The 20,622-nt window shown below is 66.5% G+C and carries 21 protein-coding genes; 10 read left to right on the top strand and 11 right to left on the bottom strand.

From position 1 onward, the window contains the following. Positions 1-7 precede the first annotated feature (7 nt). Positions 8-760, top strand: coding sequence for a DUF429 domain-containing protein (locus G6R19_RS00465; RefSeq protein WP_163161275.1), 753 nt, complete (start codon positions 8-10; stop codon positions 758-760). Positions 761-832: 72 nt separating this feature from the next. On the opposite strand, the gene G6R19_RS00460 is transcribed toward G6R19_RS00465, so the two are convergent. After that, the gene (locus G6R19_RS00460) at positions 833-3,214 is read right to left on the bottom strand and encodes a phosphoketolase family protein (protein ID WP_163161273.1); all 2,382 of its coding nucleotides are present in this window, start codon (positions 3,212-3,214) and stop codon (positions 833-835) included. 121 nt (positions 3,215-3,335) lie between these two features. Here G6R19_RS00460 and G6R19_RS00455 point away from each other — a divergent pair, with 121 nt between their 5' ends. Then, positions 3,336-3,935: a hypothetical protein gene (locus tag G6R19_RS00455; protein WP_163161270.1), complete on the top strand. Its 600-nt coding sequence runs from the start codon at positions 3,336-3,338 to the stop codon at positions 3,933-3,935. A gap of 46 nt (positions 3,936-3,981) precedes the next feature. Here G6R19_RS00455 and G6R19_RS00450 read toward each other — a convergent pair whose 3' ends face one another. From G6R19_RS00450 to serS, 3 genes are all read right to left on the bottom strand, one after another. Beyond that, on the bottom strand, positions 3,982-4,566 hold the full coding sequence (locus tag G6R19_RS00450; protein ID WP_163161268.1) for a histidine phosphatase family protein: 585 nt from the start codon (positions 4,564-4,566) through the stop codon (positions 3,982-3,984). A gap of 80 nt (positions 4,567-4,646) precedes the next feature. Beyond that, the gene (locus G6R19_RS00445; protein ID WP_163161266.1) at positions 4,647-5,507 is read right to left on the bottom strand and encodes an HAD family hydrolase; all 861 of its coding nucleotides are present in this window, start codon (positions 5,505-5,507) and stop codon (positions 4,647-4,649) included. Positions 5,508-5,626: 119 nt separating this feature from the next. Beyond that, complete coding sequence (serS, locus tag G6R19_RS00440) at positions 5,627-6,907, bottom strand: serine--tRNA ligase (protein ID WP_163161264.1); 1,281 nt, start codon at positions 6,905-6,907, stop codon at positions 5,627-5,629. 90 nt (positions 6,908-6,997) lie between these two features. On the opposite strand from serS, the gene G6R19_RS00435 reads away from it, so the two are divergent. Then, positions 6,998-8,062: a diacylglycerol kinase family protein gene (locus tag G6R19_RS00435; protein ID WP_163161262.1), complete on the top strand. Its 1,065-nt coding sequence runs from the start codon at positions 6,998-7,000 to the stop codon at positions 8,060-8,062. A 10-nt stretch (positions 8,063-8,072) separates the two neighbouring features. Here the strand turns inward: G6R19_RS00435 and G6R19_RS00430 are convergent, their stop codons facing one another. From G6R19_RS00430 to G6R19_RS00420, 3 genes are all read right to left on the bottom strand, one after another. Next, positions 8,073-8,279, bottom strand: a complete 207-nt coding sequence (locus tag G6R19_RS00430) for a hypothetical protein (protein ID WP_163161260.1) — start codon at positions 8,277-8,279, stop codon at positions 8,073-8,075. Positions 8,280-8,374: 95 nt separating this feature from the next. After that, positions 8,375-9,352 carry a prephenate dehydratase gene (pheA, locus tag G6R19_RS00425; protein ID WP_163161258.1) on the bottom strand — a complete coding sequence of 326 codons (978 nt, stop codon included), beginning with the start codon at positions 9,350-9,352 and terminating at the stop codon, positions 8,375-8,377. Between the two features lie 70 nt (positions 9,353-9,422). After that, positions 9,423-9,749: a rhodanese-like domain-containing protein gene (locus tag G6R19_RS00420; RefSeq protein WP_163161256.1), complete on the bottom strand. Its 327-nt coding sequence runs from the start codon at positions 9,747-9,749 to the stop codon at positions 9,423-9,425. Between the two features lie 110 nt (positions 9,750-9,859). On the opposite strand from G6R19_RS00420, the gene G6R19_RS00415 reads away from it, so the two are divergent. From G6R19_RS00415 to G6R19_RS20175, 5 genes are all read left to right on the top strand, one after another. After that, the gene (locus tag G6R19_RS00415) at positions 9,860-10,594 is read left to right on the top strand and encodes a peptidase E (RefSeq protein WP_163161254.1); all 735 of its coding nucleotides are present in this window, start codon (positions 9,860-9,862) and stop codon (positions 10,592-10,594) included. Then, positions 10,587-12,011, top strand: a complete 1,425-nt coding sequence (locus tag G6R19_RS00410) for an amidase (protein ID WP_163161252.1) — start codon at positions 10,587-10,589, stop codon at positions 12,009-12,011. The genes G6R19_RS00415 and G6R19_RS00410 overlap by 8 nt, the downstream gene beginning before the upstream one ends. 77 nt (positions 12,012-12,088) lie before the next feature. Next, positions 12,089-12,292 carry a hypothetical protein gene (locus tag G6R19_RS00405; protein ID WP_163161250.1) on the top strand — a complete coding sequence of 68 codons (204 nt, stop codon included), beginning with the start codon at positions 12,089-12,091 and terminating at the stop codon, positions 12,290-12,292. Positions 12,293-12,453: 161 nt separating this feature from the next. Further along, a complete protein-coding gene (locus G6R19_RS00400; RefSeq protein ID WP_163161248.1) occupies positions 12,454-12,813 on the top strand; it encodes a hypothetical protein in 360 nt (119 codons plus the stop codon). 82 nt (positions 12,814-12,895) lie between these two features. Then, the gene (locus G6R19_RS20175) at positions 12,896-13,318 is read left to right on the top strand and encodes a LapA family protein (protein ID WP_205484175.1); all 423 of its coding nucleotides are present in this window, start codon (positions 12,896-12,898) and stop codon (positions 13,316-13,318) included. A 40-nt stretch (positions 13,319-13,358) separates the two neighbouring features. Here G6R19_RS20175 and G6R19_RS00390 read toward each other — a convergent pair whose 3' ends face one another. From G6R19_RS00390 to G6R19_RS00380, 3 genes are read right to left on the bottom strand one after another with little or no spacing between them, the layout of a single operon-like run. Then, positions 13,359-14,867, bottom strand: a complete 1,509-nt coding sequence (locus G6R19_RS00390) for a carboxyl transferase domain-containing protein (RefSeq protein WP_163161246.1) — start codon at positions 14,865-14,867, stop codon at positions 13,359-13,361. 1 nt (position 14,868) lies between these two features. After that, a complete protein-coding gene (locus G6R19_RS00385) occupies positions 14,869-16,080 on the bottom strand; it encodes a CoA transferase (RefSeq protein WP_163161244.1) in 1,212 nt (403 codons plus the stop codon). 55 nt (positions 16,081-16,135) lie between these two features. Next, positions 16,136-17,500 carry an SLC13 family permease gene (locus tag G6R19_RS00380; RefSeq protein WP_163161242.1) on the bottom strand — a complete coding sequence of 455 codons (1,365 nt, stop codon included), beginning with the start codon at positions 17,498-17,500 and terminating at the stop codon, positions 16,136-16,138. 137 nt (positions 17,501-17,637) lie between these two features. Here G6R19_RS00380 and G6R19_RS00375 point away from each other — a divergent pair, with 137 nt between their 5' ends. Further along, positions 17,638-18,336 (top strand): FadR/GntR family transcriptional regulator, encoded by a 699-nt coding sequence (locus G6R19_RS00375; RefSeq protein ID WP_163161240.1) that lies wholly within the window; start codon positions 17,638-17,640, stop codon positions 18,334-18,336. 208 nt (positions 18,337-18,544) lie between these two features. After that, positions 18,545-19,996 (top strand): cytosine permease, encoded by a 1,452-nt coding sequence (locus G6R19_RS00370; RefSeq protein WP_163161238.1) that lies wholly within the window; start codon positions 18,545-18,547, stop codon positions 19,994-19,996. A gap of 76 nt (positions 19,997-20,072) precedes the next feature. On the opposite strand, the gene G6R19_RS00365 is transcribed toward G6R19_RS00370, so the two are convergent. Continuing rightward, positions 20,073-20,609, bottom strand: a complete 537-nt coding sequence (locus G6R19_RS00365; protein WP_163161236.1) for a DUF4190 domain-containing protein — start codon at positions 20,607-20,609, stop codon at positions 20,073-20,075. Positions 20,610-20,622: the final 13 nt, after the last annotated feature.

Genomic DNA, 20,622 nt, shown 5'->3' with positions numbered 1-20,622 from the left:
TGGTCACGTGAGAATGCTCGGAGTGGACCTCGCGGCAGCAGCCAGGAAAACAGCCGTGGCCGTCATCGAATGGGGCCAGGGCTCGGCCCGGCTGGCGCAACTCGCACTCGACGTGGATGACCACCACATCGCCGAGCTTTTCGGCACCACGGACATGACGGGCATTGATTGCCCGGTGGGCTGGCCGCAGGCCCTGATTCCATTCCTCACCGGGCACCGGAACTTCGACGCCGGCCCCGTCCTGGCACACGACGGCATCGAGGGCAGGCGCTTGCTCGCGTACCGGGATACGGACCGGTTCGTCACCGCCCGGACCGGCCTGATCCCGCTGAGTGTCTCGGCGGACCGCCTGGCCCACCCGGCCATGAGATGCGCCGTGATCCAGGCGAAAATAGCGGCCAGGCATAGCCCCCAACCACGGGACGGATCGGGCCGCCTGGCCGAGGTCTACCCTGCTGCTTCCTTGAAGCTCTGGGGCTTGAACGCCCGCGGCTACAAAGGACGGGGCAGCGCCGAGACGGAACAGCTTTCCCTGCTCCTGCGCAATTTGTGCCAGCAGGCACCGTGGCTGGACCTTGGCGGCCACGAGGCCCGCCTGGCCGGGTCGGATGACCTGTTCGACGCCGTCGTCGCAGCCCTCACCGCCCGCGCAGTCGCCGTCGGCCTGACCGTGCTCCCGGATGACGTCCAGGCCGCGGCGGCCCGCAGCGAAGGCTGGATCCACCTGCCCGCGGGCGGCCTCCACGGACTCATCGCCTAGGAGAGTTTTTGTCCAGATATGCAGACTTAACAAGCCCGGAAGTCCGCATATCTGGACAAAAACTCCAAGGAGCTAGCCGAGCTGCCAGTTCCGGATTTCCTCCGGGTCCTCCCCGTGGGTGCGGGTGTGCTCGCGGGCGCGGATCCTGCGGTCCTGGAGCTCCTGCCGCAGCATCGAGTGCTTCTCCGCAAGGCCGGGAACGCGGTCGATGGCGTCGATGGCCAGCTGGAACCGGTCGATGCCGTTCAGCATGGCCATGTCGAACGGCGTGGTGGTGGTGCCCTCCTCCTTGTAGCCGCGCACATGCAGTCCCTCCTGGTTGCTGCGGCGGTAGGCTAGCCGGTGGATCAGCGCCGGGTAGCCGTGGTAGGCGAAAATGATGGGCTTGTCGGCGGTGAAGATCCCGTCGAAATCGCGGGCCGGGAGCCCGTGCGGGTGCTCGCTCTCGTCCTGCAGCCGCATCAGGTCAACCACGTTCACGACGCGGACCTTCAGCCCCGGAGCACCCAGCCGGAGCAACTCTGCCGCGGCAACCGTCTCCACGGTGGGCACGTCGCCCGCGCAGGCCAGTACTACGTCGGGCTCCTCACCCGGGACTTCGGAGCCGGCGAACTCCCAGATTCCCAGTCCCCGCTGGCAGTGCGTGGCCGCGTCGGCCGGTCCCAGCCAGGTGGGAGACGGCTGCTTTCCGCTGACCACGATGTTCACATAGTCCGTGGACGCCAGGCAGTGCTCCATCACGGACAGCAGCGTGTTCGCATCCGGCGGCAGGTACACCCGGATGACCTCTGCCTTCTTGTTCACCGCGTGGTCGATGAACCCCGGGTCCTGGTGGGAGAACCCGTTGTGGTCCTGCTGCCACACGTGCGAGGACAGCAGGTAGTTCAAAGACGCCACCGGCTGTCGCCACGGCAGCTTGCGGTGCACCTTCAGCCACTTGGCGTGCTGGTTGAACATCGAGTCAACAATGTGGATGAAGGCCTCGTAGCAGCTGAAGACGCCGTGCCGGCCGGTCAGGAGGTAGCCCTCCAGCCAGCCCTGGCACAGGTGTTCGCTCAGCACCTCCATCACCCTGCCGGAGCGCGCAAGGTGCTCATCGACGTCGTCAATCCGGTACTGCCACACCTTATGCGTGACCTCATAAACGTTCTGCAGCCGGTTCGACGCCGTCTCGTCCGGGCCGAAAAGCCGGAACGTTTCCATGTTGAGTTCAATGACGTCCCGCATCCAGGAGCCCAGCGTCACCATCGGGCTGACCCGCTCGCTGCCCGCCCGGGCAACCTCGACGGCGTGGTCCTGGTAGGCAGGCAGCTTCAGCGCCCGGCGGAGCAGGCCGCCGTTGGCGTGGGGCGTGGCGCTCATCCGGAAGTCCCCGGTGGGAGCCCCTTCGGCGACGTCGGGCCGGAGCCGCCCGTCGCCGTCGAACAGCTCCTCGGGGCGGTATGACTGCAGCCACTGCTCCAGCAGCCGCAAGTGGTCTTCGTTGGTGCGTACCTCCGCCAGCGGCACCTGGTGGCTCCGCCACGTCCCTTCTACCTGCAGGCCATCCACTTCCCGGGGTCCGGTCCAGCCCTTCGGCGAGCGCAGCACGATCATGGGCCAGCGCGGCGCGCCGCCATCGGCTTTTTCCGTACCTGCCTGCGGCGTACGCCGGGAGTCCTGGATGGCGCGGATGCCGGCCAGGCAGCCCTCCAAAGCTTCGGCGAAGTCCCGGTGCGCCTGTTCGGTGTCGTCGGGGTCCTTCACGGTGACGAAGTGGGGCTCGTGGCCGTAGCCCCGCAGGAGCTGCTCCAGCTGCACTTCGGGCATGCGCGCCAGGATGGTGGGATTGGCAATCTTGTACCCATTCAAGTGCAGGATGGGCAGCACGGCGCCGTCCGTGGCGGGGTCGAGGAAGTTGTGCGAGTGCCAGCTGGCGGCAAGGGGCCCGGTCTCCGCCTCGCCGTCGCCAATCACGACGGCGGTGACCAGCTGGGGATTGTCGAGTACCGAGCCGTAGGCATGGGCGAGGGAATAGCCGAGTTCGCCGCCCTCGCTGATGGAGCCGGGGGTTTCCGGAGCGGCGTGGCTGGGGATGCCTCCGGGGTAGGAAAACTGCCGGAAGAGCTCGGCCATGCCGTCCGCGTCGTTGCCCACGTGGCCGTAGATTTCGGAGTATGTCCCTTCCAGCCAGGCATTGGCGACGACGGCGGGGCCGCCATGGCCGGGACCCGCCACAAAGAGCATCTCGGCGGAGTCGCGGCGGATCACGCGGTTCAGGTGGGCGTAGACAAAGTTAAGGCCCGGGGTGGTGCCCCAGTGGCCCAGCAGCCGGGACTTCGTGTGCTCCGCCTTCAGCGGTTCGCGCAGCAGCGGGTTGGAGCGGAGGTAGATCTGCCCTACCGAAAGGTAGTTGGCGGCGCGCCACCAGCGGTCTACACCTTCGAGCTCGTCCTGGCCCATGCTGCTGGTCATAACCATCCTCACGTCGCGTTCGCCGCGGAAGGCGGCCATTGGTCCATCGCATCAGATGGGTCCGGACGAGGCAACCCCGCTTGCCTGCCCTCTGCTACCAGCGGGTAGTCTTTGGTTTCAGATGTTCACGCTGACAATCAACCAAACCGACAGCCGGCGCGATGGCGACCGGGTGCCGCAGTTACTCAAGGACCTGCGGCATATTCCTGCGCGCCTGGATTTCGACCGGTCGGTGGAGGACGAGGTCCAGGGCATCGTGGACTGCCCGCATCAGGCCGTGGAGGCGGCGTTGATCGCGCTGCGCTCCGGTTCCTGGTACGTGGGTATCGGGGTTGGGCCTGTCAACGAGCCGTTGCCCAACCAGATCAAGGACGCTTCCGGCCACGGGCTGGTGTACGCCCGGCGTGCGGTGGACCGGATCCGCAGCAGCAAGGAGCGGATCCCGGTTGCGGTGGAAGGGCCGCTGGCCGATGTGGCCCATGATGCCGAGGCCGTGCTCCGGCTGCTGGGACATATCGTCCGTGACCGGTCCGATGCGGAATGGCGGGTCCTTGACCTGCTGACCCCGGGCGTCCGCGGCCAGCAGAAGGCGGTGGCCCACGAACTGGGCATCACCACGCAGGCCGTCAGCAAAGCTGTGGCCCGGGCGCAGTGGAACGAGGAGCATGCAGCCCGGCCCGCCGCGGCCCGGCTGCTGGGGCTGATTCTCGAAGTGCGCTGAAACGGCCTTTCCAACGAAAGCCAGGGCCGCTAAAACGTGCCAGTGGTCAGCGCTGGGTGGCGGCCATCACGGGCTCGCCGTTGAAGTATTCGAGCTGCCATCCGTCAAAAGCGTGGTGGTGCGCGAGGTTCAGGACGGCATTGTCGATGCTCTTCAGGGTGCTGCCTACGGCGCGGCTGAGGCTCACCCGGAGCAGCGTCCCGTGGGCGACCACGAGTAGCCGGCGTCCGCGGAACTCCTCAGCCAAAGCCTCCAATGCGGCCAGTCCCCGGTCTGCTGCCTCGTCCTCGCTTTCCGCGCCGCGGAAGCCCCCGGGGATCCGCAGGGCGTCGAGTTCCGGGCCGGCCTGCATGCCCTCAGCGGGCCCGAAGCTGCGCTCAATGAGTTCCGGCACGCGGCGGACCTCGGTGAGCCCGAGCCCGGCGGCGATCAGGTCTGCGGTTTCAGCAGCGCGGCTGAGCGGCGAGGACACAATGGCGTCCCATTCGTAAGCGGACAAAACGGCGACGGCGTCACGCGCCTGGGCCCGGCCGACGTCGTTCAAGGGAATATCCGTGGAACCCTGCAGCCGGCGCTGCGCATTCCAGTCAGTCTGGCCATGGCGGATGAGGGCGAACGTCGTAAGGGTCATGCTTTCCATTCTGCCCGACGGCGGGCCCCCACCCGGACGCCGGCTGGCGTTCGCGTGGGGCCGCCGTTCGGCTCCGGCAGCTAGAGGAGGCTGCGCAGCACGTGGGCGGCGCCGTCGTCGAACACGGAGTGGGTGACCTCGTCCGCGGCCCTCATCACTTCCTCCGGAGCCTGGCCCATGGCCACGCCCCGTCCGGCCCAGCTGAGCATCTCGATGTCGTTACGGCCGTCTCCGACAGCCACGGTAAGGTGCGGTTCGATGCCGAGGCGGCTCCGCAGGTTTTCCAGGGCGCTGGCCTTGGTCACCCCGGCCGCGGCAATATCCAGCCAAGCGGTCCAGCCCACCGAGTAGGTGACGCCGGCAAGGCCAACATGCTCGATCGCTTCGTTGAACTCTTCCGGCGTGTTTTCGGTGCTGAACACCACTACGCGCACAGCGGTGGCTTCGAGCATGGTGTGGAAGTCCACGCCGACGGCCTCGACGCCGAAGCTTGCGTCCTGGAAGCGTTCCGTGGAAAGGAAGTTTCCGTCCTCATCTTCCAGCGCGTACTTGGCAGATGGGAGCCGCTCGCGCAGTGCACGAAGGGCAGGCGCAGGATCAAAGGTGGCTTTATGGATGACCTCATAGCCTTTTTCAAGCTCCGGGTGGAGCCGCAGGGTTACGCCGCCGTTGCAGCAGACCGCGTAGCCGCGCTCGATCCCGATGTTCTCAATGATGGGCAGCATGGCGTTGAGTGAGCGGCCGGTGGCAATCATGACCTCATGCCCGGCAGCTACCACCGCCTGCGCCGCTTCGCGGACCGCCGGGGACATGTGCCCGTCGTGGTCCACCAGGGTGCCGTCCACGTCCAGGGCGACCATGAACTTCTGGTTTACGGTGTCGTTTTCGTTCTCTCGCCGGTCATCGTTGCCGGCGACTGAGGTTTCAGTCAGCGTTGTCATCCATCAAGTAGAGCAGACGGCCCCCAACCCCGCTAGGACGCGCGCCACAGATTTTTTGAACTATTGGTAAACATCCGGACACGGCCGCCGGGGTGGATATTCACCCCGGCGGGAAACTTTTACAGGACCGGGAGGACCTCAAGGCCGCCCAGGTACTTCTGCAGTGCCTTCGGAACGTTGACCGAGCCGTCGGCGTTCTGGTGGTGCTCCAGGAGAGCAACGATCCAGCGGGTGGTGGCCAGGGTGCCGTTCAGGGTGGCCACCGCCCGGGTGCCCTTGGCAACACCGGCCTCGTTCACCACGCGCTCACGGATGTTCAGGCGGCGTGCCTGGAAGGTGGTGCAGTTGGACGTCGAGGTCAGCTCGCGGTACGCGCCCTGGGTGGGAACCCAGGCTTCGCAGTCGTACTTCCGCGCAGCAGACGTGCCAAGGTCGCCGGCTGCGGTGTCGATCACGCGGTACGGCAGCTCGCACTTGGCCAGCATATCCTCTTCCCAGGCCAGCAGGCGCTGGTGCTCGGCGGCGGCTTCTTCAACGGTGGTGTAGATGAACATCTCCACCTTGTTGAACTGGTGCACGCGGATGATGCCCCGGGTGTCCTTGCCGTGCGAACCGGCCTCACGGCGGTAGCAGGAGCTCTGTCCGGCGTAGCGGATGGGCCCCTTGGAGAAGTCGAGGATTTCGTCGGCGTGGTAACCGGCCAGCGCCACCTCGGAGGTGCCGACCAGGTACAGGTCGTCTTCCGCCAGACGGTAGATCTCGGCGTCGTGCTTTACATCAAAGCCGGTGCCCTGCATGGTCTCCGGCCGCACCAAAGTGGGCGTGATCATCGGGACAAAACCGGCCTCAATAGCCTGCTCCATCGCCATCTGCAGCAGGGCCATCTCCAGCCGGGCACCCACGCCGCGGAGGAAGTAGAAGCGGGCGCCGGACACCTTGGCGCCGCGCTCCATATCGATGGCGCCGATCAGTTCACCGATTTCGAGGTGGTCCTTCGGCTCGAAGTCAGGGAATTCGCGGGGCGTCCCGACGGTCTTGACCACCACGTAGTCGTCCTCGCCGCCCTCGGGAACGCCGTCCTCGATGAGGTTGGGAATGGTGCGCAGCAGCTCTTCCTGCTTCAGCTGCGCCGCGTCTGCCTCGGCGGAGGCAGCCTTGACCGAGTTGGCCAGTTCCTTCACCTCGGCCAGCAGCGCCTTCTTCTCGTCGCCCTTGGCCTGGGCCACCTTCTTGCCAAAGACGTTCTGCTCGGCTCGGAGGTTCTCGAAGCGGATCAGCGCCGCCCGGCGTGCAGAGTCCGCGGAGATGATCGCGTCCACCACTGATTCGTCCGCGCCGCGGGCGCGCTGGCTGGCTCGGAACTTGTCCGGGTTTTCGCTGAGGTCTTTTACGTCGATCACCACACAAGGGTATCCAATCCGAAGGAGTACGACGGCGGCCGCGGGCACCCAGGACCGGCGCACCGCCCGCCGGGATACTGTTGGGGGACCATGAGCGACCTGATTCTCTACGTGCTGATTGCGGTGGCGCTTGCCTTCGCCATCTCCAGCTGGTGGGGAGTGCGCAGGCTCAAGGCCCTGCATGTGCGCAGCGCCGTAGGCGGGGACGCCCACAAACCGGGGCTCACTGATCAGCGCGTGGTGGTGATCCTCAACCCGATCAAGGCCCGCTCCGACGAAGCCAAAGCCACCATCCAGCGTGCCTGCCTGACGGCAGGCTGGGATGAGCCGGTGTTTTACGAAACGACGGCGGAGGATCCGGGCTTCTCGCAGGTGCAGGCGGCGTTGGAGCACAAGCCCGACGTCGTCGTGGTGGGCGGCGGCGACGGCACCGTCCGGGTGGTGGCTGAGTCCCTCGCCGGCACCGGCGTCGCGATGGGCATCATCCCGCTGGGCACTGGAAACCTCCTGGCCCGCAACGTGGACCTGGACGTCAACGACCTCCACGGCAGCGTGCAAACCGCACTTTTCGGGCACCAGCGGTACATCGACACGGCACGGATGGGTATCGAAAACTCCCGGACCGGCCATTCCTCCGAGCACGCATTCCTGGTGATCGCGGGTATCGGCATGGACGCCGAAGTCCTTGCCGACACCAACGCCGGCCTCAAAAAAACGTTCGGTTGGCTCGCTTACACGGAGGCCGGCATGCGCCACCTGCCCGGCCGGCGGAAGAGGATCTCAATCTCCCTGGACGGCAGCCCGGACCAGGTCAGGAACATCCGCAGCATCCTTTTTGCCAACTGCGGGCTGGTTCCCGGCGGCATCGACTTCATTCCGCAGGCCATGATCGACGACGGCATGCTGGACGTGGTGGTGATGAGCCCGCGGAGCGCCATCGGCTGGCTGCTGATGTATGTAAAAATCATGTTCAAGCACAGCGGCAAACTGCCCATCATGACCGTTTACAGGTCAGGCAGGATCGTCATCAAGTGCCCCGAGCCCATGCCTACGCAACTCGACGGTGACACGGCAGGGGAAGCCACCAAGGTCACTGTGCAGGTGGAGCCGCGTTCGCTACTGATCAGGGTTAAAGGGCAGGGCTTGCTGGTCTAAAGCAGGAGGATCAGGCGTGGGCTTCCTTGCGTGCCTCGGCGGCGGCCTTGGCGGCGGCGCGGGCCTCGGACTGCTCACGGATCATGGCCTGTTCCTCTTCGAAGCGCAGGCGGTCCGCCCGATCGGCCTCGTCGCCGTCCCAGTCCTGGTTGTCGGCGGTGGGGCGGGGATTAACGATCATCCCCTGGCCGTCGTTGTCAGAGCTGTTGGTACTCATGACCCGCTCCCTTCGTTAGGGGCCATCCCCCAATGTGGATCAAGTAAGCATACGCATTGTCCACAGCCCGCGGAAGTGGTAAGGAAGGCAATCACCTACGCTGTGGGCGAAGCGGCGGAACCGATTTCCGGACCACCAGCCTGCGGCTGCAGCCCTTCCACCCAGGCCCGCGCTGCTTCGAATGCGCCATCAGAAGTATGCGGCTCCACCACTGCCTCCTGGTGGTCGGCCCGCGGGTAGGAACCCAGGAAACGCGTGGCCGGGCTGATGCGGTGGAGCCCTGCCAGGGCGTCCGCGACACGCGCGTCCCCGAGGTGGCCGTCGGCGTCGATGCTGAAGAAATAGTGCCCCAAGTACTGCCCGGTGGGCCGGGATTCGATCCTGCTGAGGTTCACTCCCCGGCTGGCGAACTGGTCCAGGATCTCCATCAGGGCACCTGGGCGGTCTTCCGGCAGGGGCACCACCACTGTGGTTTTGTCCGCTCCGGTGCGTTCGGGCAGGATGCCGGGGCGGCTGACCAGGACGAAGCGGGTTACGGCCCCGGGGTTGTCTCCAATGTCCTCGGCGAGCGCCGTAAGTCCCGGCTGTTCCTGGGCCACCAGCGGCGCACAGATCGCGGCGTCGTAATGGGAATCGTCCTCCAGCAGCCCCATGGCAGCGGCAGCGGTGGACGAACCGGGAACGTACTCAGCACCGGGAAGGTGGGCATCCATCCAGAGCCGGCACTGCGCCCAGGCGTGTCCGTGCGTGGACACCCGCTTGACGTCCTGCAGCCGCACGCCCGGGCGGGCCACCAGCACAAAACTGATGGGCACCAGGACTTCCCGGATGATCCGCAGTTCCTGGCCGGTGGCGATGGCGTCCAAGGTGGCGGTGACGCCGCCCTCCACCGAATTCTCGATGGGCACCATCGCAGCGTCGGCCGATCCCTCGCGCACCTTGTCCAAGGCAGCATTGACGTTCGACGCAGGGAGGCGGGTAGCCCGGCCGGCGCCCGGCACCTTCAGCAGGGCAGCCTCGGTGAAGGTACCTTCGGGCCCGAGGAAGGCGTAGGTGGCGGAGGGCGCAGGCATAGGTATTCCTTCGAAGGCATGTGAGCACCCTGGGGCAGGGCGCCCGGAACGCGGAAGCGAAGCGGAGGTGCTAGAGAACCAGCGGCTTCAGCCCGTTGTCCGACACCAGCGGCTTCCCGGCTTCCAGCCACTGGTCCATGCCGCCGGAGACATTAATTGCGGAATAGCCCTGGCCAGTGAGCCACTGTGCAGCGCGGAATGACCGGCCGCCGGTACGGCAAATGATGTACAGGTCCTGGTCCGGATCGAGTTCGTCCAGGCGCGAGGGCAACTGGTCCAGGGGGATGTGAAGGGCCCCGTCCGCATGCCCGGCGACCCACTCGTAATCCTCACGCACGTCCAGGATGGCGGCGTCGGCGGGGATGTCGTTGACGGGGACGGAATCAAAATCGCTCATGGAAAGTCCTGTCTGGCTGATCGGGTTCAGCGTTAAGCCTAGCCCCCGCAGGCCCTTGCCCGCCGGGAAGAACTGCAAGTTAGGCTACTCGGAAGACCCTAGGAGGAACCTTGCCTGCAGAGCAGCCCACCATTCTGGCAACCTCGGGCGGCTTCAAGCCCGGCAGCCGCACCCGACTCGAGTTTGACCGGTTGCTGCACCACGCCGTCGAACTATCCGGCGTCATCGGCCGGGCACCAAAGGTGACGCACATCGGCACGGCCGCCGGTGACCAGCGCGCCTTCAACGCCGAAATGGATGAGGCGTCGCGGCAGGCGGGATTCGACTTCAGCCACCTGAACCTTTTCACCATGCCCAACCACGCCGATCCCGAGGCGCACCTGCTGGCCCAGGACGTGGTCTGGGTGAACGGCGGCTCAGTAGTGAACCTGCTGGCGGTGTGGCGGGCCCACGGCCTGGAACACATGCTGCATAAGGCATGGCAAAGCGGCGTGGTTTTGGCGGGCGTTTCTGCCGGGTCCATCTGCTGGTTCCAGGGCGGCACCACGGATTCCTTCGGCCCTGAACTCCGCGCCGTGACCAACGGGCTGGCGTTCCTGCCCTTCGCCAACGGAGTGCACTACGACTCGGAGGAGCGCAGGCGCCCCCTGGTGCACCGGCTGGTGGCTGACGGGACGTTGGGCGAAACACACTGCACGGACGACGGCGTGGGGCTGGTTTACCACGGCACGTCACTGACCGAGGCGGTGGCCGAAGTCCGCGGCAAGGGCGCCTATATCGTGACCCGTTCCCAGGACGCAGAGGGCGCCCAGGAGGAACGCCTGGAGCCGCGGTACCTTGGCTGAGCTCCACGAGCTTTCCGCGGTCGCCCTCCGGGACAGCCTCCGTAAAGGCGAGGTCTCGTCAGTGGAAGCGGCAGCCCACTTCATGGGCCGGATCGAACGGCACAATCCCCTGCTCGGGGCATTTGTCACGGTGACAGCCGAGCAGGCGATGGACAACGCCCGCGCGGCCGACACGCTTCGAAGCAGCGCTCCTGTTGACGAACTGCCATTCCTGCACGGCATGCCCCTGGCGTTCAAGGACCTCACAGACGTGGCCGGCGTGGTGACAAGCCACGGCAGCGCTGCCCTGGAACACAAACCGGCAGTCAGCGACGGACCGCTGGTGGCGCACCTCCGGGAAGCGGGCGTGATCTGCCTGGGCAAGACGCAGGTGCCCGAATTCGGACTGACTGCCTACAGCGAAAACCGCGTGGCGCCGCCGTCGCGCAATCCCCATGCTCCCAGCAGAAGTTCAGGAGGATCCTCCGGCGGGAGCGCCGCGGCGGTGGCCGCCAAACTTCTTCCGTTCGCACCGGGCACGGACGGCGGCGGCTCCATCCGCATCCCTTCCGCCGCCTGTGGTTTGGTGGGCCTGAAGCCGGGGCGCGGCCTGGTGCCGGCCGGAGAGAGCCTGGGCGACCCCGCACGGCTGGTGGTGGCAGGTCCCCTTGCCCGGAGCGCCGCCGACGCCGCACTGATGATGGATGCGCTGGCCCCCTCCCCCGCGGATACCAGGGATGGCGCCTACCTCGCGGCTATGGACCAGGAGCCGCCGCGGCTGCGGATCGGCGTCACCCTGGACAGCCCCTGGTCCGGCACCTTCCCTTTTACTCCGGACCAGGAGGCGCTGGACGCGCTCCGGACCGGGGAGGAACTTCTGGAGCACGCGGGCCACACGCTCAGCGACGCCGCCATCCGCTATGACAACCGCTACCCGGACGCCTTCACCACGGCCTGGACGGCGCCGGTGGGCGCGGCCAGGATCAGCCCCCACCGCGAAGCGCTGCTGGCGCCGCTGACCCGGACCTTCCGGCGCAGGGCCCAACAGCGCAGCGCGGCGAAGCTGAATGAAGCGCTGGCCTTGCTGCGGCAGTTCCAGCGGGACACGGTGACGCAGTACGCGCAGTGGGACCTGATGCTGATGCCGGCACTTGCCCAGACACCGCGCCCGGTGGGCTGGTTCACCGGGACAGCCCATGGTGATGGGCGCTGGCCGTCGGCGCAGTGGGCAGGGGATGCCGACGGCGACTACCGGAAGCAGTGCGAGTTCGCGCCGTGGTCCTCCGTGGTCAATGTGTGCGGGCTTCCCGCCATCACCGTTCCGGTGCATTGGACAGGCGGAGCTCCGGGCCAGGGGTTGCCTATGGGAATCCAGCTGGTGGGGCCAAAGGGCTCCGAAAGCCTCCTGCTGCGGGTGGCCCACCAACTGGGTTACTAGCGGGCCGCTTGCAGGGTGTCGACTCTTTGGCACATCGGGAGGACGATTAAGGGGCAGTCACGAGAAGGAGGTCTGCGATGTGCTATTCATCCAGCAAGGACTTCGGGTGGGGCGTTAAGAAGGAATCCCACCGTCAGCCTGAAGCCAAGCAGGAAACCCCGGTGGAAACTCCGGAGCAGGAAGTCAAGGCACAGGATTACACGTTCTGGGCCTTCCCCAACTGGCGCAGGACGCCACGGCCCAGCACCCCCTCCGGCGAACGGAGCAGGGAACGGGTCTGACACGGTGCCGGGCTGGCGGAGTGCCGATCCGGCGCAGTGCCGAAGTCCTCGGAAGGGCCTCCCCCAAGGGGCCCTTCCGTTGCGTGCGAGGTTGGTCAGGCAGTGCCAGGTCAGCAGGTTCCGGCCCGGCGGCGGGGCGCCTGTTGCCGGAGAATGGACGCATGCCCGGTTTCTACGTACACGAAGCCACCCTCCGGCTTGACACCGACGCCGACGCGGCGGCGCCAGGAGCTGCGATCACGGTAGCCCTGTGCGGCAGCTGGGAGCATCCCCCGCCGTGCCCGCTCGCCGCCCACCACACTGCCGTCCAGCAGGAGGGACAGTCAGTGACGCTCCGGACAATCTTCGCAGCCGATCCACGGCAGGAAGCCGAGGTCCGCCGTCGTATTGACGCTGCGCTTGCCACAGGAGCGCTGGCCCGCCCCAACGGCGCCCTGTCCCGCTGGACGCTTGTGGGGACCCGAGCTGGGGAGCTGACCACGGCGGAGCACGAGCACGCGCAACGAATCGCCGGCAGTTAGCAGGCGTGGCGTTGTGCCCGGCGAAACTTCCCGGCTAAGGTGGCATCATAAGCATGCTTAGCATCCTTGGAAGGGGCCGTGAATGAGTGCTGGACAGTACACGCCGGGGACCGACGGACCACTGGAGCCGCGCGACAACGGCACGCCGCCGGCTGACCGGACAGGCACCCCTGGGGTACCCGCCGCGCGCCACGCAGACTCGTCCCCTGCCACCACGCCGCCCGCCCCAGCGGGTGCCGGCGAGCCCAAGGTGACCCGCGCCGGCGTGGTATGGGCCGCAGTGGTGGCCGCCCTGGCGCTCCTGATCCTGCTGATCATCTTTATCCTGCAGAACCAGGACCTCGTGCTGGTCAGGTTCCTGGGCTTCGAAGGAAGCTTGCCACTGGGCATGGCACTGTTTATCGCCAGCGTGACCGGCGGGGTCCTGGTGGCCGCGGCAGGCGGCGCGCGCATCCTCCAACTGCGTGCCAACGCCCGCCGGGCGCGGGCAAGCCAGCGAAGGTAGCGCTCCCGAGGCTTCATAAAAAGCAGGGAGCCCCCAGGGCTCAGAAGTTCCCGAGGTTGCGGTACTTCCCCGCCCGCGCTGCCACCAGCTCGGGAACGGAGATCCCCGCAACAGATCCCAGCTCGTATTCGATGGCGAGCGCCATCCGCCGGCAGAATTCCTGGGGTTCCAGGAAAGCGTCGTCCCGCTCATCCACGATATGGTCCACCAGGCCGTTGGCGTAAAGCGAAGCGACATTCACGCCCTGCGCCTGCGCCATGGCGGGAGCATACGAGGTGGTCCGGTGGACGATAGCGCTCGCGCCCTCGGGAGGCAGCGGTGAGAGCCAGCTGTGCTGGGCTGCGATGGTCCTGTCCGCGGGGAGCAGGGCCAGGGCTCCTCCCCCGGCCCCCTGGCCCAGCAGTACCGAAACTGACGGCGCCCCCAGCCCGATGAGCTCGTGCAGCGACCGCGCGATCTCACCGGCGAGCCCGCCTTCCTCCGCCTCCTGTGAGAGGTCTGCACCTGCGGTATCGATGACGGTGAGCAGCGGCAGGCGCAGCTCCTCGGCCAGTTTCATGCCGCGCCGTGCCTCCCGCAGTGAGGCTGGACCCATCCCGGCCGCGTCCTTGCGCAGCGGGCGGGCATGCCCCAGGACGATGCAGGACTGCCCGCCGAACCGGGCCAGGGCCAGCAGGAGCCCGGGGTCCTTCTCCCCCTGCCCTGTCCCATTCAATAGCAGGGCGTCGCCGGCACCAAACTTGAGGAGCTGCCGCAGGTCCGGCCGGCGGGGACGCCGGGAAATTCCGATGGACGTCCACGCATCAACTGCTGCCGGCCGGACAACCAGCGTCCCCGGGGCTTCCGGCCGGGGGCCCCGCCGGGCGCAGAGGATGTCCAGGGCCCTGCCCACCAGTTCGGCGAGGTCCGCAGGCTCAACAACGCCGTCGATCAGCCCCTTGTTGAACAGGTTTTCCGCCACCTGCACATTCTCGGGAAATTGTTCGCCGTGCAGCGCCTCGTAGACCCGCGGGCCCAGGAATCCCAGGAGCGCACCGGGTTCGGCCACGTTGATATGGCCAAGGGATCCCCACGAGGCCATCACGCCACCGGTGGTGGGGTGGCGCAGGTAGACCAGGTACGGAAGTCCGGCCTGGCGGTGTGCCCGCACCGCCCCGGTAATCTTCACCATGGACAGGAAAGCCAGCGTGCCCTCCTGCATGCGGGTGCCGCCGGACGCCGGGCCGGCCAGCAGCGGCAGCCCTTCCGCGGTGGCCCGCTCGACGGCGGCCACTATCCGCTGCGCCGCCGCGTGGCCGATCGATCCCGCCAGGAACGAAAATTCGCTGACGATCACTGCAACGCGGTGCCCCCGGATGAGTCCGGCGCCCGTCACGACCGATTCGTCGGTTCCGCTGCGTTCCCGCGCTTTGGCCAGGTCGCGGAAGTACTCCTCAAACAGTGGAGGCTCCTGGGCAGGCGTGTCCCAGGAGACGAAGGAGCCTTCGTCCACCACAGTTTCCAGCAGCTCTGCGGCGCTGAGGTGCCTTACCTTTTCGGTTGTTGGCATGCTAGGCCACCTGCCCGGCGAGTGAAGCCAGGCCGAGCCATTCGCGAATCGCCTGCCCGTCCTCGTCCAGCAGCGGCGGCGCGTCGTGCTCGGTGACGGTGGTTTCCGCAGCATCGCCCGGGGCAAAGAACCTCAGCGGCGGGCCCGGCAGGCTGACCTTGCCCAGCAATGGGTGGTTCACATCGACCACGAGGCCTTGGGACGCCACCTGCTCCCACGCGTACACCTCATCAAGCGAACGCACCTTGCCTGCCGGGATCCCGGCGTCGTTCAGTTTCTGCAGCAGCTCCTGCGCCCCGTAGTCCGCGAAGGCGCGTTCGACGGCGGCAATGACGGCTGCGCGGTTCCGCACCCTTTCGGCGTTGCTGGCAAAGCCCGGCGCCGCCGGGTCAAGATTGAAGGCCGCCGCGAATGAGAGCCACAGCTTTTCGCTGCCGACGCTGATCTGCACGCTTCCGTCCTTGCAGGCAAACAAGCCGTAGGGCGCGATGGACGGGTGGTGGTTGCCCTGGGCCCTGGGAACTTCCCCCGCCACCGTGGTGCGGGTGCCCTGGAAGGCGTGGACCCCGATCAGTGATGCCAGCAGGGACGTGCGCACCACCTGCCCGAGGCCCGTCCGGTCCCGTTCAACGAGTGCTGCCAGCACCCCGAAGGCACCGTTCATGCCGGCGAGGAGGTCCGCGATGGGGACGCCCACGCGCTGGGGGTCGTTGGGCCCTGAGCCGGTAAGGGACATCAGCCCGGCCTCGCCCTGGAGGATCTGGTCGTAACCGCTCCGCTGCGACTCGGGGCCGTCATGGCCGAAGCCCGTGATGGAGAGGATGACCAGCCGCGGGTTGAGCTCGTGCATGGCCGCGGGCGAAAAGCCGAGCCGGTCCATGACTCCGGGGCGGAAGTTCTCGATCACCACATCGGCGTGTTCCAGCAGTCCGCGCAGCACCGCCTGTCCGTCGGCGCTCTTCAGGTCCAGGCTGATGGATTCTTTGTTGCGGTTGCAGGACATAAAGTACGTGGACTGCAGATCGTCCTCCGGGCCGACGAAGGGGGGACCCCAGCCTCGTGTGTCGTCCCCGGTTCCGGGGTTTTCCACTTTGATGACCCGGGCGCCCAGGTCCGCCAGCATCATGCCGGCGTGCGGGCCCGCGAGGGCACGGCTCAGGTCAACCACAAGGTGGCCGGCGAGGGGGCCTCGGATGTTCTCGGTTCTGCTCATGCGCTGGTTCCTTTTCTCAAACAGGCGGGGAAGTGTGTGGCGGCGTCCCGGTCCGCTAGAGCCAGCCGGGGACGACGAGTGCCAGCCAGGCCAGGGCTGGGCCGGCAACGATCACGATGCCGCTGTAGCCCAGGATCTTCTTGTAGAACCGGTCCTTGTCCACGCCTTCGGGAGCGTTGGCCAGGACCAGGGCCCCGTTGGTGGAGAAGGGTGAAACGTCCACGATGGTGGCCGAAACCGCCAAGGCGCAGATGACGCCGACAGCTCCGATTTCGCCGGTCGAGAGGAATGGCACTGCCAGCGGGATCAGGGCGGCGAGGATGGCGGTGGAGGAAGCGAAGGCGGAGACCACGGCACCGATGTAGCAGATCAGCAGGGCCGCCAGCAGGGGCAGGCCCATACTGGCCACACCGTTGGAGACAACCTCGATGGTTCCGGCTTCCTCGAGGACCCCGACGAAGGTCAGCATGCCGCAGATCAGCAACACCGTGGACCAGCTGATCTTGTTGATCGCGCCCTTCTGGGCGGCCGGTGAGACCAGGGCCAGGACGATGGCGATGGTGATGGAGACAAACCCGACGTCAACCTTGAACCCGAGGGCAATGACGGCCAGCGCGATGAGGCCACCGATGGTCACCAGCTGCGGGATGCGCTCCGACCGCTCCTTGGTGGCTGCAACGCCGTCGCCTGCAGGGTCGCGGGGGCCGTACATGCCCGAGCCGAAGCCTTTGAAGGCCACGTCGCCGGCCTTGGCCCCGACGCTGACGGCCATCCGCGCTTCGGCGGCCTGCTCCACGAAGTGGCTCACCTTGGAGGACAGGAGCGCCCGCCCGCCCAGGACCACAAAGAGCACCAGGGCGATGAGGGTGTTGAAGACGAGGCTGGACAGGAACAATGCGGTGGGGTTGAAGGCAAGGTCGGTCTTGGCCAGGATGCCGTTGACGGTGACGCCGTAGACCGCGATGGGCGAGAAGCCGCCGGCCTGGGCGCCGTGGATGACCATCATGCCCATCAGCAGCGGGCTGATTTTGTACTTTCCAGCGAAGCTAAGGGCGATAGGGGCAATGATGGCGACGGCGGCGGGAGACAGTGCGCCCACGGCGGTGATGACCGCGGTGATGGCGAACATCACCCACGGGATCAGGGCAACCCGGCTTCCCACGAGCTTGACGGCGCCGCGCACCAGGAGGTCGATGGTTCCGTTGTTCTGGGCGATGGCGAACAGGTAAGTGACGCCGACGATGGTCAGGAATAGGCCGCCGGGGAAGTTGGCAAGGATGTCATTGGTGGACATACCCAGCACCACGGTGCCGAGCAGGAAGGCGCCAACGAAGGCCAGGGCACCCATGTTCAGGGGCAGGACAGTGGCGAGCAGGAACATCGCCGCCAGGATGATGATCGACAAAACAGGAGCGGACATCGTTGGTCCTCCAGTGGGAAGAAAGAAAAGTGTGATGTGAGTTACTGGCTCACTGGACTAGCCTCCTAGACAGTGAGTCTATCTGTCAATAGCCGCTCCCTGTAGTCTTGGGGGAACGACGACGTAGCGAGGGCTTTGTGGAGAAGACATCACGGTTGGGATTGGAGCGGGTTACGCGGCCCCGGCTTTACGAACAGCTGGTGGAGCAGATCCTTGCCTATATCGAATCGGCCCAGCTCAGGCCTGGCGATCTCCTGCCGGCCGAACGGGACCTTGCCGAGCGCCTCGGTGTATCCAGGGCGACCCTTGCTCAGGCCCTGGTGGCCCTTGAAGTCCTGGGCGTCATCGACGTGCAGCACGGCACGGGTGCGGTCCTGGCGCGGCGGCCCAGTGTTGCGTCCGTGATCAAGGGGTTGCGTGAGCACCGGAGCCGGCTGCCGGAGATCGTGGAGGCGCGGAGCACGCTGGAGGTCAAGCTTGCTGCGCTCGCTGCTGCCCGCCGTACGGACGACGACCTCGCTGCGATCGATGAGGCGCTGGACGTCATGGCCCGGGAGATCAGCGACGGCGACCGAGGCACCCACGGCGACGAACTCTTCCACCAGGCCATCACGGCTGCAGCCCATTCCTCGGTGCTGGCCCAGCTCATGGCGTTTATCGCGGAGATGATCCTGGAAACACGGATGGAATCGCTGGGCCAGCCGGGCCGGCCCGAGCAGTCCCTCGCCTCACACCGCAAGATCGCCGACGCCATCCGGGCGCAGGATGCGGAAGGGGCAGCAGAGGCCATGCTTGCCCACATCGAGCTCGTCTCGGATGTGGAGCTGCTCCGTTAGACGGCGCCCACGCGACCGCGGAGAACTCATCCCCGGCCAACGGTCAATTCCCCCGGAATGCGCGGTGGAATAGCCCATTCGGAGGGGAATTTTGCGCCGACACGCCGGGCTGTCTGGAGTACGGGACAGCCGGACGGTATTTCCTGTTCTTATCGGGCCGCAAACCCAGTGTGATGGAACCTACGTTTTATCACCCAAGGAGTTGGCCATGGCCGCAACAAGCAGTGCCGTAGAGGCACGTTCTATTGAAATGATTCCGCCCGGCGAGCGCCACGGCCACCCGCGGGGGCAGTTCACGCTCTGGTTCGGCGCCAACGCCCAGATCACCGCCATCGTGGATGGCGCACTCGCCGTTGTTTTTGGCGCCGATGCCTTCTGGGCCATTGTCGGACTGCTGGTCGGCAACGTAGTGGGCGGCGCGGTGATGGCCCTCCACTCGGCGCAGGGCCCCAAGCTGGGCCTTCCGCAGATGATTTCCAGCCGGGCGCAGTTCGGCGTCTACGGGGCAGTGATCCCGCTGGTCCTGGTCATCCTGATGTACATCGGGTTTGCCTCCACGGGCACCGTTCTCTCGGGCCAGGCCATCAACCTTATGCTCGGCGTGGAGGCTCCCGCCGTCGGCATCCTGATCTTCGGCGCGGCCACCGCACTGCTGGCCATCCTCGGCTACAAGTACATCCACGCCCTGGGCCGGATCGCCACCGTAGTGGGACTGGCCGGGTTCCTGTACCTGACGGTGGCGGTCTTCACGAAGTTCGACGTCACCCAGGTAATGATGGTCAAGGGCTTCGAATGGCCCACGTTCCTGACAGCGATCGCCCTTGGCGCCGGCTGGCAGCTGACGTTTGGCCCCTATGTGGCCGACTACTCCCGGTACCTGCCGGCCACCACGTCCGAACGCAAGACCTTCTGGTACACCTTCGCCGGATCCGTGGGCGGCGCGCAGTGGGCCATGACCCTGGGCGCGATCGCCGGAGGCCTTTCCGCTGCCAAGCTCGGCGGCGACTTCCTGAAGAACCAGGTGGGCTACATGGGCGACCTCGCCGGCGGCGGACTGATCGCCATCTTCATCTACCTGGTGATCGTCACGGGCAAACTCACAGTCAACTGCCTCAACGCCTACGGCGCCTTTATGTGCGGCGTCACCATCAGCACAGCCGTCAACCGCAGGGATTCCGTGTCCAGGACGCTGCGGATCGTCTTTATCATCGCGGTCATCAGCGCCAGCGTCCTCATCGCACTGTTTGCCAGCAAGGACTTCCTGAACCTCTTTAAGAACTTTGTCCTGCTGCTGTTGATGGTGTTCACGCCGTGGTCCGTGATCAACCTCGTGGACTACTACAAGATTTCCCGGGACCGGCTGGACATCCCGGCGCTGTACAACCCGGACGGCCGCTACGGCCGCTGGAACGCGGCGGCGCTGGCGTCCTATGGAATCGGCGTCGTGGTCCAAATCCCGTTCCTGGCGCAGGCGCTGTACACCGGCCCCGTCACCAAGCTGCTGGGCGGCGCCGACATCTCCTGGCTGGTGGGGATCGCAGTCACCCTCGCCATCTACTACCCATGGGCGAAGGCCACCAACCGCGCGCCCGCCGAATCAATCTATCCGGCCGGTCCGGCGGAGGACAGGGTTCCGCTGGCAGCCGTCGGCCAAGCCTAAAAACTGAAGATGCCCTATCACTTTTGGTCCCTAAAACCGCGCCTTGGGTACCAAAAGTGATAGGGCATCCGGGGGTTCAGAAGGTGTTCGTTGAGGTGGAACTGGCAACGGCCAGACCGATAATGAGCAGCAGCCAGAACGCGCCGTAGCCCAGCAGGCAGAGGTACCCCAGCACCAGGCCGGTGATGGACATGCCCTTGCCGGACGGCTCGCGCTTGAGCGCCATGTGGCCGGTGACGATCGCGGCGACCTGCGGCAGGAGGAGGAAGCCCATAATCACCGACGCAATGCCGCACACCATGCTCGCGATACTGAGCGTCTTCGGCTCAGCGGGCACGCCGTAATACCCAGGCTGGCTGTAGGGGCTGGGTTGGCTGTAGGGCCCCTGGCTGTACTGGCTTGGCGGCTGGCCATACGGGGCACCGTACTGGCCGGGTTCTCCATAGTGGTTTTGCCCATGGCCGCCCTGTCCATGGCCGCCCTGTCCGAACTGCTGCTGGGTCGGGGGCTCAGCACCATAGGGCGGCGCAAACCTGGGCGGTTCAGAACCCGACGGCGGGGCGGCGCCATCTGGGCGTTCGGATTCAGGCCGCTGGGAAGGCTGGTCAGTCAAGGTTTCCCCCTGG

This window comes from Arthrobacter sp. Alg241-R88 (assembly GCF_900537115.1).
Lineage (GTDB): Bacteria > Actinomycetota > Actinomycetes > Actinomycetales > Micrococcaceae > Arthrobacter.
The sequence above is the reverse complement of the archived record's forward strand: the minus strand, read 5'-3'. Positions and strand labels throughout refer to the sequence as shown.

Excerpts from the sequence above, each read along its gene's own strand:
- G6R19_RS00405 (WP_163161250.1), top strand. The coding sequence starts at position 12,089 with ATGTGCTATTCATCCAGCAAGGACTTCGGGTGGGGCGTTAAGAAGGAA.
- G6R19_RS00420 (WP_163161256.1), bottom strand. The coding sequence starts at position 9,749 with ATGAGCGATTTTGATTCCGTCCCCGTCAACGACATCCCCGCCGACGCC.
- G6R19_RS00445 (WP_163161266.1), bottom strand. The coding sequence starts at position 5,507 with ATGACAACGCTGACTGAAACCTCAGTCGCCGGCAACGATGACCGGCGA.
- G6R19_RS00460 (WP_163161273.1), bottom strand. The coding sequence starts at position 3,214 with ATGACCAGCAGCATGGGCCAGGACGAGCTCGAAGGTGTAGACCGCTGG.
- G6R19_RS00385 (WP_163161244.1), bottom strand. The coding sequence starts at position 16,080 with ATGAGCAGAACCGAGAACATCCGAGGCCCCCTCGCCGGCCACCTTGTG.
- G6R19_RS00400 (WP_163161248.1), top strand. The coding sequence starts at position 12,454 with ATGCCCGGTTTCTACGTACACGAAGCCACCCTCCGGCTTGACACCGAC.
- G6R19_RS00435 (WP_163161262.1), top strand. The coding sequence starts at position 6,998 with ATGAGCGACCTGATTCTCTACGTGCTGATTGCGGTGGCGCTTGCCTTC.
- G6R19_RS00450 (WP_163161268.1), bottom strand. The coding sequence starts at position 4,566 with ATGACCCTTACGACGTTCGCCCTCATCCGCCATGGCCAGACTGACTGG.
- G6R19_RS00380 (WP_163161242.1), bottom strand. The coding sequence starts at position 17,500 with ATGTCCGCTCCTGTTTTGTCGATCATCATCCTGGCGGCGATGTTCCTG.
- G6R19_RS00370 (WP_163161238.1), top strand. The coding sequence starts at position 18,545 with ATGGCCGCAACAAGCAGTGCCGTAGAGGCACGTTCTATTGAAATGATT.
- G6R19_RS00430 (WP_163161260.1), bottom strand. The coding sequence starts at position 8,279 with ATGAGTACCAACAGCTCTGACAACGACGGCCAGGGGATGATCGTTAAT.
- pheA (WP_163161258.1), bottom strand. The coding sequence starts at position 9,352 with ATGCCTGCGCCCTCCGCCACCTACGCCTTCCTCGGGCCCGAAGGTACC.
- G6R19_RS20175 (WP_205484175.1), top strand. The coding sequence starts at position 12,896 with ATGAGTGCTGGACAGTACACGCCGGGGACCGACGGACCACTGGAGCCG.
- G6R19_RS00390 (WP_163161246.1), bottom strand. The coding sequence starts at position 14,867 with ATGCCAACAACCGAAAAGGTAAGGCACCTCAGCGCCGCAGAGCTGCTG.
- G6R19_RS00455 (WP_163161270.1), top strand. The coding sequence starts at position 3,336 with ATGTTCACGCTGACAATCAACCAAACCGACAGCCGGCGCGATGGCGAC.